General features: G+C 36.8%; 13 protein-coding genes and 3 pseudogenes. 5 read left to right on the forward strand and 11 right to left on the reverse strand.

The features are described 5' to 3' along the window. Positions 1-45: 45 nt before the first annotated feature. Positions 46-2,721, forward strand: a pseudogene (locus AC3WVZ_RS24940) (sigma-54-dependent transcriptional regulator). Between the two features lie 144 nt (positions 2,722-2,865). On the opposite strand, the gene exsM reads toward AC3WVZ_RS24940, so the two are convergent. After that, on the reverse strand, positions 2,866-3,279 hold the full coding sequence (gene exsM, locus AC3WVZ_RS24945; RefSeq protein ID WP_000207046.1) for an exosporium regulatory protein ExsM: 414 nt from the start codon (positions 3,277-3,279) through the stop codon (positions 2,866-2,868). Between the two features lie 187 nt (positions 3,280-3,466). On the opposite strand from exsM, the gene AC3WVZ_RS24950 reads away from it, so the two are divergent. Then, positions 3,467-4,648 carry a chromate transporter gene (locus AC3WVZ_RS24950; protein ID WP_233935554.1) on the forward strand — a complete coding sequence of 394 codons (1,182 nt, stop codon included), beginning with the start codon at positions 3,467-3,469 and terminating at the stop codon, positions 4,646-4,648. Positions 4,649-4,687: 39 nt separating this feature from the next. Here AC3WVZ_RS24950 and chbG read toward each other — a convergent pair whose 3' ends face one another. The 5 genes from chbG to AC3WVZ_RS24975 all read right to left on the reverse strand — a co-directional run bounded on the left by chbG (position 4,688) and on the right by AC3WVZ_RS24975 (position 8,900). Then, a complete protein-coding gene (gene chbG, locus AC3WVZ_RS24955; RefSeq protein WP_000593496.1) occupies positions 4,688-5,392 on the reverse strand; it encodes a chitin disaccharide deacetylase in 705 nt (234 codons plus the stop codon). Positions 5,393-5,441: 49 nt separating this feature from the next. Beyond that, positions 5,442-6,767, reverse strand: a complete 1,326-nt coding sequence (celF, locus tag AC3WVZ_RS24960) for a 6-phospho-beta-glucosidase (protein ID WP_000145750.1) — start codon at positions 6,765-6,767, stop codon at positions 5,442-5,444. Positions 6,768-6,770: 3 nt separating this feature from the next. Next, positions 6,771-7,094: a PTS lactose/cellobiose transporter subunit IIA gene (locus AC3WVZ_RS24965; RefSeq protein WP_000989059.1), complete on the reverse strand. Its 324-nt coding sequence runs from the start codon at positions 7,092-7,094 to the stop codon at positions 6,771-6,773. 182 nt (positions 7,095-7,276) lie between these two features. Beyond that, positions 7,277-8,581 carry a PTS cellobiose transporter subunit IIC gene (gene celB / locus AC3WVZ_RS24970; protein WP_233935556.1) on the reverse strand — a complete coding sequence of 435 codons (1,305 nt, stop codon included), beginning with the start codon at positions 8,579-8,581 and terminating at the stop codon, positions 7,277-7,279. Positions 8,582-8,597: 16 nt separating this feature from the next. Next, positions 8,598-8,900 carry a PTS sugar transporter subunit IIB gene (locus AC3WVZ_RS24975; protein ID WP_001023567.1) on the reverse strand — a complete coding sequence of 101 codons (303 nt, stop codon included), beginning with the start codon at positions 8,898-8,900 and terminating at the stop codon, positions 8,598-8,600. Positions 8,901-9,035: 135 nt separating this feature from the next. On the opposite strand from AC3WVZ_RS24975, the gene tnpC reads away from it, so the two are divergent. From tnpC to speD, 3 genes are all read left to right on the forward strand, one after another. Then, positions 9,036-10,439: an IS66 family transposase gene (gene tnpC, locus AC3WVZ_RS24980; RefSeq protein ID WP_100910632.1), complete on the forward strand. Its 1,404-nt coding sequence runs from the start codon at positions 9,036-9,038 to the stop codon at positions 10,437-10,439. A gap of 502 nt (positions 10,440-10,941) precedes the next feature. Next, positions 10,942-12,042, forward strand: coding sequence for a polyamine aminopropyltransferase (locus AC3WVZ_RS24985; protein ID WP_233935558.1), 1,101 nt, complete (start codon positions 10,942-10,944; stop codon positions 12,040-12,042). A 28-nt stretch (positions 12,043-12,070) separates the two neighbouring features. After that, complete coding sequence (speD, locus tag AC3WVZ_RS24990; RefSeq protein WP_000456814.1) at positions 12,071-12,442, forward strand: adenosylmethionine decarboxylase; 372 nt, start codon at positions 12,071-12,073, stop codon at positions 12,440-12,442. A gap of 160 nt (positions 12,443-12,602) precedes the next feature. Here the strand turns inward: speD and AC3WVZ_RS24995 are convergent, their stop codons facing one another. The 5 genes and pseudogenes from AC3WVZ_RS24995 to AC3WVZ_RS25015 form a co-directional block, all read right to left on the reverse strand. Then, a complete protein-coding gene (locus AC3WVZ_RS24995) occupies positions 12,603-12,920 on the reverse strand; it encodes a PTS sugar transporter subunit IIA (protein ID WP_000379645.1) in 318 nt (105 codons plus the stop codon). Positions 12,921-12,929: 9 nt separating this feature from the next. Next, entirely contained in the window at positions 12,930-14,231 is a 1,302-nt protein-coding gene (gene celB / locus AC3WVZ_RS25000; RefSeq protein WP_233935559.1) for a PTS cellobiose transporter subunit IIC, read from the reverse strand. 14 nt (positions 14,232-14,245) lie between these two features. Further along, a complete protein-coding gene (locus AC3WVZ_RS25005; RefSeq protein WP_001023543.1) occupies positions 14,246-14,548 on the reverse strand; it encodes a PTS sugar transporter subunit IIB in 303 nt (100 codons plus the stop codon). A 218-nt stretch (positions 14,549-14,766) separates the two neighbouring features. Continuing rightward, positions 14,767-15,506, reverse strand: a pseudogene (locus AC3WVZ_RS25010) (acyltransferase family protein); the annotation flags it as partial. Between the two features lie 167 nt (positions 15,507-15,673). Further along, a pseudogene (locus AC3WVZ_RS25015) lies at positions 15,674-16,732 on the reverse strand (dicarboxylate/amino acid:cation symporter); the annotation flags it as partial. Positions 16,733-16,741: the final 9 nt, after the last annotated feature.

Here is a 16,741-nt window from a genome sequence, read left to right on the forward strand (position 1 = left end):
TTGTGTAAAATTTTAAATAGTGATGAAGTTTCGAGGTGAATAGAAATGAAACGAATAGATCTCATTTTTAACGCAATACAAAAAGGCAATTATACAGAAGGTGTAACCGCATCAGAACTCGCTACATTTCTGCAACTAGATCGCGCCAATGTAAGTAGCGATTTAAACAAACTTGTAAAAGATAAACGTTTATTAAAAACAAATACGCGACCTGTTCGTTTTTACATAGAAACGAACACTTCGTTGGAAACGCATTCAAAAGACATAACTTCATTAGATACATTTGCAATTGAAAATACGAGCCTTAAAATTGCAATTGAAAAAGCGAAAGCTTCTATTCTCTATCCTCCAAACGGTATGCATACTTTACTACTGGGAGAAACAGGGGTCGGAAAGTCTATGTTTGCTTCTTTAATGCACGAATATGCAATTGAAGTTGAACAGCTTCCCAAAGATGCACCATTTATCGTCTTTAACTGTGCTGATTATGCAAATAATCCCCAGTTACTACTCGGGCAATTATTTGGGATTAAAAAAGGAGCTTATACAGGAGCAAGTGATCAAAAAGGGTTAATTGAAAAAGCACATGAAGGAATTCTTTTCTTAGATGAAGTACATCGCCTGCCTCCAGAGGGACAAGAAATGCTTTTCACCTTTATTGACCGCGGAGTATACCGCCGCCTTGGAGAAACAGAGAACGAACGTAAAGCACAAGTATTAATCATTACTGCAACAACAGAAGAACCAAATTCATTTTTATTAAAAACATTTACAAGACGTATACCGATGACTGTTACGCTGCCACCACTTCGTGAGCGTACACATAAAGAGCGCTTTGCTTTACTACAGCTATTTTTCACAAATGAAGCAATTCGTCTGCGAAAAGACATTCACGTTAGCCCAAATGCAATGCGTGCTTTCGTCTTTTACAATTGTCCCAATAACATCGGTCAATTAAAAACAGATGTTCAAATTGCCTGTGCGAAAGCCTATTCTGATTTGGTCACAAAGAAACGTGATTCTGTCTATGTTTCAAGTACAGATTTACCTTGATATATGAAAGAAGGGTTGTTCATTGAAAGGAAGAGCCGTCACTTATACCAAATACCAAATGAAACATTTGTATTTACAGGTGAGGAAGGTTGGAGTAATCATAAAACAGAAGATGAAAAACGCTCTTCTATTTACGATTATATTGACTATAAATACGAAGAACTTCAAGCACGTGGTATTGAAGAGGAAGAATTAGAATTACTAATAGAAAATGATGTTCAAAGCTTTTTCGTACAATATTTTAACCAAATATCCAAAAAAACAAGCCATGAAAATGTTTTTAAAATTGTGGATCGTAATATTGTTTCCGTATGTGAAAAAATAGCGGAACTTGCTGAAAAGCATTTATCTAAGACGTTTGATGAAAAAGTATTTCTTGCTTTAAGTTTACATGTACAGACAACTCTACAACGTTTACAAAGCGGAAAACAAATACATCACCCACAATTAAATCAAATTCGTACGAAATATAAAGAAGCTTTTTCCGTAGCTATGCAATGCATTCAACTACTGGAGGAAGAATTACAAATAACAATGCCTATTGATGAAGCTGGCTTTTTAACAATGTTCTTCGTTGTTGATCCAATTCCTGCCTCACAAACAGAAGTAAAAGTATTAATATTAGCACACGGTAATGGCATCGCAACTGAAATGGCAAACGTTGCAAACGAACTTCTCGGTATTGAGGAAGTAACCGGTATTGATATGCCGTTACACGAATCACCGAAAGATTTCTTGGAACGTGTGAAAGTGTATATGAAAACACTACAAAATGTAAATGGGCTTCTCTTACTTGTCGATATGGGGTCACTTGCTTATATCGGTGACATATTAGAAACGGAGTTCAAAATCCCTGTACGTGTTCTCTCGATGACGAGCACACCACACGCACTAGAAGCAGCTCGAAAAGCTCAGCTCGGTTATTCATTAGATGCGCTGTATGAAACAGTAAAAAATTTAACACCGTTTTACTTAAACGTACAAGAAGAAAAGAAAAAACCTCTCTCTCCAATGAAATCTGTTATTTTAACAGCTTGTTTAACTGGTGAAGGAAGTGCTTTAGCTATTCAAAAAATGTTAGAGAACTATTTACGATTTGATAAAGACTTAATTGAAATTATTCCGATTAGTATCGTCCATGAAAAAGATTTAACGAAAATGATCGAGAACATAAAAAAAGAGCGTAATATCATTTGTATCGTCACGAATTTCGATGTGCAAGTGCCGTGCTTAACATATCATTTCCAAGACATCGTAAACTACACAGCGATTCAGCCCATTCAAGAATTAATTACGTATGAAGAAACATATGCAAAAATGGCGGATATTCTTGAACAACAAATGCAGCGTAACGATGGGGCATTACTTATTAAAACAATTCGTTACGCATTAAATACAATTCAAGAATTAATTTCCTTACAGCTAACTCCTGATAGCTTAATGGGGGTTATTCTGCATATGAGCTGTATGGTTGACCGTCTTCAAAAAGGAGAAAGCCTTCTTCCTCACCCTGATAAAGAGAAAAGAAGACAAGATGAATACTGGATGTATATGAAAGTAAAAAAAGCATTGCAACCGATTGAAAATACATTTGAAATACAAATACCTGATGACGAAGTATTTTACGTTATGGACTTCTTTATTAAAAATCAGCCTGTTAAAAATTAATTGAGGCCGTTTTTAAAAATATCGACCGTAACGTGAGTTATATCGGCGATTTTCAAAACATATCGATTTACCGACAATAATCGCTAAAACTAGCACCTTATATAATGAGAAAAGGCTGTTCCAACATATGGACAGCCTTTTCCTCTACTTCTTTACTTTTCTAACTCGCCCTCTTATTTCTCCTCTTTTTTGTGATTTCGTATGAACATTAACATATACATTTGCTTGAATAATTTCTTGAAGTAAATGTACAAATGATTTCCCTTGTAAAGGTCCCTCAAAATCCTCTACATTCACTACACCAGTAATACTTCCCTCGTTCAAACTAATCCCTTGCTCCAGTGGACCATACAAATATAAAACAACAGGACCAATTTGAGTAGACTTCCCTAAATGAATTTGACACGATGTAACCTTTTCTATATTTTTTAGTATTACTCTGTAATGCAATTTCGTTAAATCATCACTAAAAATAAACTCTGCTACCCCAAAAGCTTCTGTATTTACAGGAGGCACTTCCCTCTTACCTGTTAACCTGGCAAAGAAATGTGTTGTCATAAGGCATTCTCCTTATATAAATTTCCCAGCACTACTTCTACTACTTTATGGTTTAGACATAATCATTTATGACTTTTTCAATTTTAATTACAAAGAAAAGATTCACAAAATCTTTACATTAAAATCGTTCCTGTAGATTGAAAGTCTCTTGTATAATGCACATAGAAAAACATTATAGGAGGTTATTTTGAAAAAAAACAAACACATCTTTCACACATTATTAGAGATTTTTCTCGTCTCATTTAAATTAGGACTTACTTCATTCGGCGGTCCTGTCGCTCATCTCGGCTATTTTCACCACGAATACGTGCAAAAAAGAAAATGGATGGATGAACGAAGCTATGGAGATTTAGTAGCGCTATGTCAATTCCTTCCTGGTCCTGCCAGCAGTCAAGTCGGTATGGGGGTTGGATTATTAAGAGGCGGACTATTAGGAGCTATTATTTCATGGATTGGATTCACTTTACCGTCTGTACTTGTTTTGGTTTTCTTCGCCTCATTCCTTAATCAGTTCGACCTTGGAAGTGCTGGCTGGATTCATGGACTAAAACTTGTAGCAGTAGCTATTGTCGCTCATGCCATATGGGGAATGGCGCAAAAGTTAACTCCAGATCGCAACCGTGCGACGATTGTGATTGTAACTGCCGCAATCGTCTTATTATGGCCAAGCAGTTGGACACAAGTCATCCTTATTATAATATGTGGCTTTATCGGCTGGTTTTTATATCGCAACCAACCAATTAGCCAATCTCAAAATATAAAAGTACCTATTTCAAAAAAAATAGCAGTTTCTTGTCTCGTCTTATTCTTTGGACTATTACTACTGCTACCAATATTAAGACCGTTCTCTTATTACATCGCTTTATTTGATAGTTTCTATCGCTCTGGCGCACTTGTATTTGGAGGAGGACACGTCGTGCTGCCCCTTCTTGAAGGTGAGTTCGTACAAAACGGCATGATGACGAAAGAACAGTTCCTAGCTGGATACGGATTAACACAAGCAGTACCAGGGCCACTATTTACATTCGCCTCGTATATAGGAGCAGTGTTAAACGGGACGCTTGGGGCAATACTCGCAACAATTGCGATTTTCCTCCCTGCTTTCTTACTCGTTATTGGTGTTTTACCATTTTGGAACAGTGTGAGAAAAATATCATTCATACAAGGCGCACTACTTGGTGTTAACGCCGCAGTTGTTGGTATTTTAATTGCCGCTTTTTACGATCCTATTTGGACGAGTACAGTTATAAATGCTTCAGATTTCGTTTTCGCTTCGCTTCTTTTTTGCTTACTAGCTTTTTGGAAAACACCACCTTGGGTTATCGTTATACTGGGAGCCTTTGGCGGATATATTCTGTCCATTTTATAAATAAAAAACGACGGCATGATGTAGCCGTCGTTTTTTCTATTAAAACTTCACAAGCTCTATGCCTTCTGGCAACTCACTCTCTGTTAAAATACGCAATTCCTTCACACGATCCATTACGTAAGAAGAACGCTTCACAAGCTCTGGATCAATATATGCTGGATGAACCATAATTTCTACCGTTTGTTCACCTTGTACTCTTTCTTTTAACTTCACAAAGTAATCTTCCGTCACACCATCCGCATAAAAGTCACTGTAAAACACATCAGAAAATGGATGCACCGCTCTATCTTCCTCACAACGACGAATCGGAACATTATATTTAGCCGCTAATCTCTCAAGAACATCATGTAAAATCGGTAAACCATGCACATGATGATGACTATCTAAATGAGTTGGTGTTAATCCGTAAGATAAAAACTTCTCAATTTGAGCAGTCCATTCTCTCTCAACTTCTTCTGGATTTATATTCCCTTCCCTTACAACACTTTGTTTATGAAACGATCCGTTTTCCCCTACGAGTGACGGTACATCCTTTAACAGTGGTTCTCCTGCCGTTAATACGAGATGTACGCCTACTCCGAGTAGGTTGTACTCTTTCGCTAAGCGTACCGCATGCTCTGTTCCTGGCATATTCATCATCATCGTCGTTGAATTTACAAGTCCATTTATATGCCCATCAATAATGCCGTAATTTGTACCTTCTGTAAGACCGAAATCATCTGCATTTACAATTAACTTAATCATCATAATACCTCCTAATAGAATAAAAAAAGCGGGCTAAATAGCGCCGCTTTTACTTCTCTACCTTTTTGAAGAACTGCGGAAGATACTCTTTATGTGCTTCCAACATTTCATCTAAAATTTGTTTTGCAACTTTATCTGATGGTACAAGTGGATTGATTGTCATAGCAAGCAGCGCCTTATGATAATCCCCTGTAACAGCAGCTTCAATTGTTGTGCGCTCGAATGATTTAATTTGTTGTACTAAACCGCGAACTGGTACTGGAAGGTCTCCAACTGCAATTGGTTTTGGGCCTTCTTTCGTAATAATACAGTTCACTTCAACAGCTGAATCATGTGGTAAGCTTGCAATTGTTCCGTTGTTTCGTGTATTAACAGGCTGGATATCACCTTTATTATTGTAAATAGACGTAATTAAGCTACATGCTGCATCACTATAATAAGCTCCGCCACGTTTTTCTAATTGTGGTGGTTTAATATCTAAGTTCGGGTCTTTATATAACTCAAATAAATCATTTTCTAATTGTTTTACTACTTCTGCACGTGTACCTTTTTCAACAGAAGCTTCTTTCTCTTCTTCTAACATTTCACGTGTTTTGTAGTAGTAACGGTGGTATGGACATGGAATTGCACGAAGTCCTCGAATAAAGTCTGGTTCCCAGTTAAGCGCTGCGATATTTTCCATCGTAATTTGCTTTTCTGGATCTGTCACAAGCTCTAACACACGATCCATTACACTCACGCCATCTAAATATACGTCTAATCCATATACCATATGATTTAAACCTGCGAAATCAACGTGAACACGACTCGCATCTACTTCAAGTAATTTTGCAAGACCCATACGAATTCCGATTGGAACGTTACATAGACCAACTACTCTTTGAATATTTGTATAACGAAGAACAGCTTCTGTTACCATACCAGCTGGATTTGCAAAGTTAATTAACCATGCATTCGGACAGAGCTCCTCCATATCTTTACAAATATCTAAAATAACAGGAATCGTTCTCAACGCTTTGAATAAACCACCAGGACCATTCGTTTCCTGACCGATTACATCATATTTTAATGGGATTGCTTCATCTTTTGCACGTGCTTCTAATAAACCAACGCGAAGTTGTGTTGTTACGAAGTCAGCATCTTTTAATGCCTCGCGACGATCAAGTGTTAAATGTACCTCGATTGGTAAACCTGATTTTTTCACCATACGTTTCGCTAAGTTACCAACGATTTCTAACTTTTCTTTTCCTGCCTCAATATCTACTAACCAAATTTCACGAACAGGCAGTTCATCATAACGCTTAATAAATCCTTCAATTAACTCTGGTGTATAACTAGATCCACCGCCGATTGTAGCAATTTTAATTCCAGTCATGTTTTATTCCCCTTTCGCTTCAAGCTTTTTATAAAGATCGATAAACTCTGCTGCTAATTCTTTCACTGTAATCGCATTCATTAAATGATCTTGTGCGTGAATTAAAAGAACACTAACCTCTGTTTTTTCTCCTCTTGCTTCTGATTGTATGAGCTCTGTTTGGAAATGATGCGCTTCATTAATCGCTTCTTTTGCCTTTACCATCGCTTCATCTGCTTCTACCATTTTCCCCTGTTTGGCAAATTGAAGTGCCTCCATCGCAAAGCTTCGTGCGTTACCACTATTTAAAATCAATTGGAATGGAATTTGTTCTGCTGTAGTCATCATAATTACCGCCCTCTCTATAAGGTTCAACCGATTTAAATACCCCTTCAGTTTGAACATTTCTATTACATTATTATTTTATGAATGATAGTTTGGTGTTCTTGTAGATGAGTTTCATCTTTTTGAACATGATATAAAGGTAATTGTTCTCACAGATCATGTTGTCTGTGAGAACAATTATTATGTTACATAGGTACAGAGTTGTTATTTCCTTGTGCTGCTTTTTCAGTACGAATAACTGAGCGATCGCATGCGACAACGAATGGGATGTAAATCGCCATTGCAATAACAAAGTTGAATAATTGTAAAATCGCACCAGAAGGATGTAAACCTGTTACAAGATATCCACTAATAATTGGTGGAACGTTCCATGGAACCATCGCTACTGTTTTTGGTACCCATCCTAAGTAAATTGCTGTATAAGATGTAATAACTAACACAACAGGTGTTAATACGAATGGGATGAATAAAATTGGATTTAAAACAATTGGTGTACCAAAGATTACTGGTTCATTAATGTTGAATGCACCTGGCCCAATCGATAGGCGAGATACACCACGTAATTGTGCACTTTTCGCTACAATTAATACAACAACTAAGAATGCTAATGTTGCACCAGAACCACCAAGATATACGAAAGTATCAAAGAACGGTTTTGTAACAATATTTGGAACATCAAATGCAGATGTACCATCTTGGAATAACTTAATATTTTTCTCTAATGCCGGTAAGTAAAGTGGCTCAATAATACCCCCAACAATATTTGGACCATGTAAACCAAAGAACCAAAGTACATGTACTAATAATGCAATAACAATTGCACTTGGTAACGTACCCGCTAAACCTTGTAATGGGACTTGTAACGTATTAAAGATATACTCATGAACACTTGTACCTGCTAGTTTTACTGCTAATTGAATACTTGCAACACCTGTTAAAATCACAAATGCTGGAACTAACGCAGCGAAAGATTTCATTACTGCTGGTGGTACACCGTCAGGCATTTTAATTGTAATGTTTCTTTGTACGAAGAATCTAAATACCTCTGTAACTAAGATTGCAACAATTAATGATACGAATAAACCTTGTGCACCAGTCCAAGCTAAGTTTAAACCGCCCTCTTTTGGTGTTGTTGGTGTAAGAATAACTAAAGCACCAAATGAAATAATACCAGCTGACAATCCATCAACACCGTAAGATTTTGCTAAGTTATAACTTGTGGTAACCGCAACCATCAGAGCTAATACCCCAAAGGATCCTGTCCACATGCCACCACCAATTTGTGTCCAAGTTTCACCGAATAAATCTTTCATAAAATCTTGGAATGCTGGAATTGGTAAACCATTAACTAGTACTGCCATAGAACCCACTAAAATAAGTGGCATAACTGCAATAAATCCGTCACGGATCGCAGCTAAGTGACGTTGCGACCCGATTTTACCAGCAATCGGAACCATGTACTTCTCCATAAATGCAATAAATTTTTGCATTTCGCTTCCCCCCTAATTATTTTTTAAGTGTTAATGCATGATCTAAAACTGCTTCTCCATTCATCATGCCGTAGTGCATTGGATTGATAACGTCGATTCCAACGTTTTTCTCATCAGCAAGCGTTTTCATTGAAGAAAGCATGTAACGAACTTGTGGTCCTAATAATAATACATCTGCTTGATCGATATTTGTTTTTACTGCATCCCCAGATACAGCCCAAATTTTTCCTTCTAGACCGCGAGCTTTTGCAGCCGCTTCCATTTTTGTAACTAGTAAACTTGTAGACATCCCTGCTGAGCAACATAATAAAATATTCATTTGAAAATCCCCCTTGTGTAGTATAAAAAATTTGTAACTACTCAGCCACCTTTCGGTGTCTTTTTTAAATTTTACTAGTTTCATATGCCTCCCATTTGTAAATACTGAGTATATCAAACAGGGGAGGTGAATCTTATGGTCGATCGAAAAATTATTTTAGATACATATAAAAAAGGACCTGAAGCTGTTATTTCTTTATTTGAAGAAACATTTTCTAAGTTAGAAAAACGTATACAAGAACTAGAAAATGCTTCAAAAAAAAACTCCAAAAATAGTCATAAGCCACCTTCTACAGATGGTTTGGGTAAGCCCGTTACAAAAAGTTTGCGCAAACCGTCTCATCGTCAAACGGGTGGCCAGTTGGGCCACAAGGGACATACTCTTGGTTTGACAGCGACTCCAGATCATACGATTACACATTCTCCTACATATTGTACTTGTTGTCATACTTCCTTGAACCACGAGCCTGTAAAAGGGTATCGCATTCGCCAAGTGTATGACTTACCACCTATTCAGATCGAAGTGACAGAACATAAAGTAGAACAGAAAGAATGCCCACATTGCCATTCTATCCAAGAAGCCCAATTTCCTTCGACAGTATCTCGTCCTGTTCAATATGGTCCAAATATAAAAAGACTGATTCCCTATTTAACGCATTATCAATGCATTTCTTTGAAGCGAACAAAAGAATTCTTTCAGGATTGTTTTGGACATTCTATAAGCGAAGGAACCCTGGTAAATCATACACAGGCTTTCGCTTCTCAATTGCAGCCATTCATAAAAGAAGTAAAGGAAAAGATTCTGCAGTCTCCTGTTGTCCATTTTGATGAAACTGGTATGCGTGTAGAAAACAAAACACAATGGTTACATACTGCCAGTACACCGGAGGTGACATTGCAACATATTCATCAAAAACGTGGAAAAGAAGCAATGGATGCTGGAGAAATCTTGCCATCTTTTTCTGGAATTGCGATGCATGATGGTTGGAAATCGTATGATGCGTATACAGATTGTCGTCACGTTTTATGTAATGCCCATCTCTTACGAGATTTACAAGGAATTATAGATAGTACTGGAGAACAATGGGCACAACAGATGCAGAAATTTCTAACGCAAGCGTTGACGATGAAAAAGCAATCCGAAGGTACCATGCCAAAAGCGACGCAAAAGAATCTGTTTATTATGTATCAATCCATATTGAAAGAACAACAGATTCTTTCCACGAAACAAAAGAAGAAAGGAAAGCAGACGCCTTCTCAAAATTTATGGAATCGCTTCGTCAAGTATTCTGACAGAATTCTAGCGTTTTTAGAACATCCAGCCATTCCATTTGATAACAATCAAGCAGAACGGGATATTCGGATGACGAAAGTAAAACAGAAAGTGTCTGGGACTTTCCGAAGTAAGAAAGGCGCAGAATCTTTTTGTCAGATACGAAGCTTTATGAGTACCATGAAAAAACAAAAACAATCGGTCTTACAAGCGATAAACCAAGTCATAGAAACTAGAACGGTTCCTTGGAATAACACGACTTCATAAGAGAATTTCTCTATTTGGCATAGATTCTTTCTCTGATTGGAGTATTTTCTTTTCATGTTTTCGAATCGGAAACATGTATTTGGCCTGTTTTTTTATTTGAAGAAGCTGAGTAGTTACAAAAATTTATGTTTTATTTATTTTTCTTTACGCTATTTATTAGTGCAATTAGCGTGCCAACTTTTTAAAACCACTAAAATCAGTGCTTTTTCGACTGTTTTCTTTGTGTGTTAACGCTTTCAATTAGTGTGTCGTTCAAAAAACACACAGTGTGTTATAAAACAACACGCTTTTAACACATAACTGTATGAAAATAGATTAGTGTTTAGTTGTCTAGTTATGTTTAATATGAAAAAACACTAAAAAACTTTTTTATCGTAGGAATCTAGTAAAAAACAACATTTTCTTGAGCTCAGTCTTCTATCTATTCTATTGTCCAAGCAAACTCTACTAGATTACATAAAATAAAATAGAATAAAATAACACAATTCGAAAGGGGATTCCTATGCCAAAACATAGAAAACAAAGCAAAATAAAGATTTATAGAATAACAAGCTATAAAAAAGACAAGCGTTCTGAATTAGACTCTGACAAATTTGAACTAGAACAGCAGGACAAGCATGATATACAAGAAAAACAAGATAAACAGGATGAGCAGAATAAGCAAGATAAGCAAGTACAATCGGAAAATGTAATTATAGTACCTACAGATTCACACAGCTTAGATGTGTGGGATGAAATTTCTCTAAAGGAAATACAAGCTGGTGAACATACGAACCTATTTGAAGAAAAAAGTAATTACCAAAATATTAATTTAGTCCAAGTAAACGATGTTCGCTTATACTTGGACAAGCAACTACAATTCAGCTCCGTCGATGAGCAAATTTATCATGAAGCACTTGTACATCCAATTATGTCAAAAGTAATCGATCCAAAACGTGTTCTCATATTAGGTGGTGGCGATGGTCTTGCCTTACGAGAAGTTTTGAAATATGAAACTGTGCTACATGTAGACCTTGTTGATTTAGACGAGGCGATGATTAATATGGCACGTAATGTTCCAGAAATAGTATCTTTAAACAAAAATGCTTTTTTTGATAATCGAGTGAACGTGCACGTATGCGATGCAAAAGAATTTCTAAATTCACCTTCATCTTTATACGATGTAATCATTATTGATTTTCCAGACCCAGCGACAGAGTTGTTAAGTACTTTATATACAAGCGAACTATTTGCTCGTATAGCTACATTCTTAACAGAAGATGGTGCTTTCGTCTGTCAATCTAATTCACCTGCTGATGCACCTCTAGTATATTGGAGTATCGGTAATACAATTGAACACGCTGGATTAACTGTAAAAAGCTATCATACAATCGTTCCTTCTTTCGGAACTGACTGGGGATTTCATCTTGCTACTAATTCTGCACATGTACTCGATCAAATTGAACAATTATATGTAGTACCAACTCCTCGAACATTGCCTGCTATTCTTTTTCCTTTATTTCAATTTAAAGAAGAACATCTAGAACAACGTAACCTCGCTCTTTTAAATTCAGAATCAAATCTTATCTTACATCAATGCTACAAACAGGAAATGAAGTTTTGACGATATTAATAGTAAGGAGTGCTGCCCTATGGAATACTCTACCTTTGGCAAGCATATAATAGTGGATTTATGGGGAGTGGATTTTTCCCTATTAGATGATATTCACTTTTTAGAATACCATTTAGTTAACGCTGCAGATTGCTCTGGTGCCCATGTTTTAAACGTAAGTAAAAAAGAGTTCCAGCCATATGGTGTTACTGTATTAGTGTTATTATCAGAAAGCCATCTTTCCATTCACACTTACCCGGAACAAAATTTTGCGGCTATTGACTGTTATACTTGCGGTACAACCGTTGAACCACAAATAGCGATTGATTATATCGTAAATATATTAAAACCGGAACGGATGCATATAAAAAGATTAATTCGTGGTATAGGAGAAATTGTTACTGCCGATTAATTATAACTCTTACTCATCCGAAAAAAGGAGGATTGTAAAATACCATCAGTGGGATGAACATTCCACTGATGGTACAGGCACATACATAAAATGAAATTTTAATTAGTGGGAGTTTTACTGCCCGTTAATTCGAGATAAAAAAACCTTGCATAAGCAAGGTTCATTCATCCACCGACATCTTCCTATATAACTCTACAAACTCACTCGCTAATTCTTTCACCGTAATTGCATTCATTAAATGGTCTTGTGCGTGTACCATTAAAAGAGTAACTTCGGTCTTTTCACCACCAGCTTCTTTCTGGATAAGCTCCGTTTGTACACGGTGCGCCTCTTTTAATTCCTCTAGTGCTTCTTGTAATTTAGCTTCAGCTTCTGTAAACTCCCCACGCTTCGCACAATCAATTGCTTCCATTGAACAACTTCTCGCGTTTCCCCCATGCAAGATTAAATGAAAAGCTTTCGTCTCTATCGTATCCATTTTAGTTCTTTACTCCCCCTTTTCTTCCGCCAGTTTTTGTTTATCCCATATTTTTAAGAACGGTAAATAAATGAAGAATGCTAGCGCAAAGTTAACAAGTTGTAAAATAACACCTGAAATTTTCCCGCCCGATCCTAAATATCCACTAAAAAGAATAGGTGTCGTCCAAGGTACAGCGGCCCCACTCGGACGTGCGACCCATCCCCATTCCATTGCAAAGTACGAAACAATTATTAACACAACTGGAACTAATATGAATGGAATTAGTAAAAGTGGGTTCATCACAATCGGCATACCAAAAGTTACCATCTCATTAATATTAAATATACCAGGTGCAATTGACAATCTCCCTAAACTTTTTAATTGTTGACTTCGTGCAAATAGTAACATTCCAACAACTAGAGCAAGCGTTGCACCAGAACCGCCCATATAAATCCATAAGTCAAAAAACTGTGCCGTAATCGTATTTGGTACATCTTGCCCAGCTTGAAAAGCAACTCGGTTTTGATCCATTAACGACAACCAAACGGGGCTCATTACACCACCAACAATAGTAGCACCATGAATTCCACACGACCAAAGAACATGAACGAGAATAACTGCTATTATTGCGCCCCAAAGACTAGCACCAAGTACACTAAGTGGTTCCTGTAAAATTTGTCCCACAATATTATGGATACTGCCAAAAGAAGTATTTTCTATAATTAAGCGTAAAATCCAAATAACTGTTACAACAATAAATCCTGGAACAAGTGCTGCAAATGAACGCGTGACAGCTGGTGGAACTGTCTCTGGCATCTTTATAATTATCTTTTTTTGTACAATAAATCGATACAGTTCAGTAGATATAAGTGCAATAATCATTGCTACAAATAACCCTTGGCTTCCCATTAATGCAGCTGGGATAGCGCCTTCTACAAGTACACTTTCTTTTGTACTTGGTATAATATATGCAACTTGAAATGGCGTCGCAAGTAAAAACGTCACAAGCGACAATGCCCCGGATGCTAAAGCATCCACTTTATAATACTCTCCAAGCCTGTAAGCGATTCCAAAAACAGCTATTAAAGCCATTATATTAAAAGTTGCACTAACTGGATACCCTAAAGCTCTCTGCCAATTCTCACCAAACAAACCTGCCATAAACTCGTTATATCCGGGTATTGGCAGTGCACTAATAATGAGGAAAAACGATCCAATAATTAAGAAAGGCATCGTTAAAATAATTCCATCTCGAATTGCTTGTAAATGCCTCTGCTCTGCAACCTTCCCTGCTACTGGCATCACATACTTCTCTAAAAACCGTATCATCTATCCCACTCTCCTCATGGTTTCATTGACAACGCTGCTTGCAAGATAGCTTCTCCATTACAAAGTCCGTAATGAACGGATTGAATGACATCAACAGGTATCCCTTTATCCTTACATAATTCTTTCATTTTCGGTAATAAATAACGTACTTGCGGTCCAAGTAAAAGGACATCAGCTTTATCAATATGACTATTCACTTCAGAACCTGATACTGCCCAGATTTTCACTTCTATCCCTCTTGCCTCTGCTGCTTTCTCCATCTTTGTAACAATCAAACTGGAAGACATTCCCGCTGCACAGCAAAGTAAAATATTCATCCCGCTTCCCTCCCCTTTTTTCTCTACCTAAATTATGGTGCACTCCTTGCCACCACTAGGTTACAAATATATATGTCTAGATTTCCTGCTGTATGCCGAGCTTAAAAACAAAAATTTCTTGGTTTTCGCGCTATTCCATCTATCCGTATTCTCCTAGTAAAGAGAACTCTAACTCGCTATAATGATTCAGTATGACTTTTTTTAATTGATAGGAGGATATATTTAAACAACTCATAATTGATGAATAAAAATAAGATGAAAAATAATATTGTTATAAGCGGGATATGTTTCATGACGAATAGACGCCAAGTTTTTAGTGCTACAGCGGCAATGCCACCCATAACGAAATAGAATGAGTAGAGTAGAATAGAAATGATCGATCTGTATAATGTAAAATTGTTGAGCTTGTTAATTTTTCTCCATTAAAAATATAGTGAGAAGAGAACCACATTAATAGAAAATATAGGCAAGCGAAAAAGGTCATATATTTATATATGTCTTTTTTATTTTCTGTTCGTTTTTGAAACCAATAAAAAAGTGTGCATAGTAAAGGGAACAATAAGTGAATTTGGAACATCATAATAACGTACCAAAGATGGGGCGCGGCTGTTCCGAGTAATAAACTTTTTATTCCGCCTTGTAATGTAATAAGATCATTTGTTGTTAATAAGTAAAGAATAGACCAAAAGAAATAAGGAATGAGTAAGTGTGTCGCTTTTTCAGAAATATATTCTTTATATACTAATTGCTTCGTATAGTGACGAATTAAGTGAAATCCAACGATAAATATGAATGCTGGTGCTGAGAATTTTGCAAGATTAAATAGCATGCCCATAATGAGGGATTGCTCAAGTAAGACATTTCCTTGATTCATTGTATATAATAAGGAACTTTGCAAAACGACAGCGAGAAATGCAATGCTTTGCAAAACTTTAAATTCAGGTGCGCTTTGTGTCATCGTTTCCATCTCCTTTTCCATACATGATTATAGTACGGAGAATGGATAATGGATGTGGAATATTTGTGAAGATTTTAACAAATTTGTGGCGAGAGAGAATGAGTGGTATCGACTAATCAATAAATAAAGACAAAAAGAGGATACTCTAAACGAGCATCCTCTTTCTATTAAGCAAATTTGTTTTTGATCCAATTCTTACCTTCTACAAGGCGAGCTGTCATTACCGCACAAGCGTTATCTGCTGTTACGTTTAACATCGTTGCAGGTGGATCAATGATTGTACTAATTGCTGCGATAATTGGCAGTGCTTCTGGCGGGAAACCGTATAGAGATACGATTAACATTTCACCAATCATACCACCGCCTGGAATAGCACCCATTACTGTTCCTACTAATAAAGAAACAACAAGTGCGATTGCTAATGTTTTCGGCCCTTCGAATTCCATGTTGAAAATACCGAATAAGAAAGCAATTTTTAATACGCCACCTAAAACAGAGCCGTCTTTATGAAGTGTAGAACCAAGAAGGACAACTGTTTCACGAACGTCTGAAGAAATACCCATTTTCTTCGTTGCTTCTAAGTTCGCTGGAATACTTGCGGCACTACTACAAGTTGCAAGTGATGTAACTGTAGGAGAGACCATGTTCTTCCAAAATACTTGTACACCTTGCTTGCGACCTGCAAGGTATGCATAGAATGTGAAGAATACAAAGAAATAAATTAAAGAAGCTGGATAGTATACCATTGCCGCTCGGAAGTAAGTTCCAAGAAGTTGTGGTCCGAATTCACCAACTAATGCTGCGAAGTAAGCAGCAAGTCCGATTGGGGCGTAGTACATAATGAAAGATACAACCTTCATTGAAATCTCTGCACCAGCCTGTAGGAATGTAGCGAATGGCTTTCCTTTTTCGCCAACTGCTGAAGTTGCAATCCCCATTAAGATAGAGAAGAAAATAAGAGCTAACATATTTTCACGAGATAGTAACTTCGAGAAGTCAGATACTGTTAAAATACCGACGATTTGATCTGCAACACTAACAGCTTTGCCGGCTTTGTCAGGTTGTGTTAGTTCTAGTACAACACCTTGTGCTGGCGGGAATATTTTCACAACAATAATCATAAAAATAGCAGCTAAAATACTTGTAAATAAGAAAGTCCCAGCCATACTAGACATAATTTGGTTCTGGTGCAACAATAGTGGAATGTGAAAAAAGAATAGAAGATTCCTAACGGA

The organism is Bacillus sp. CPT56D-587-MTF, assembly GCF_058792335.1.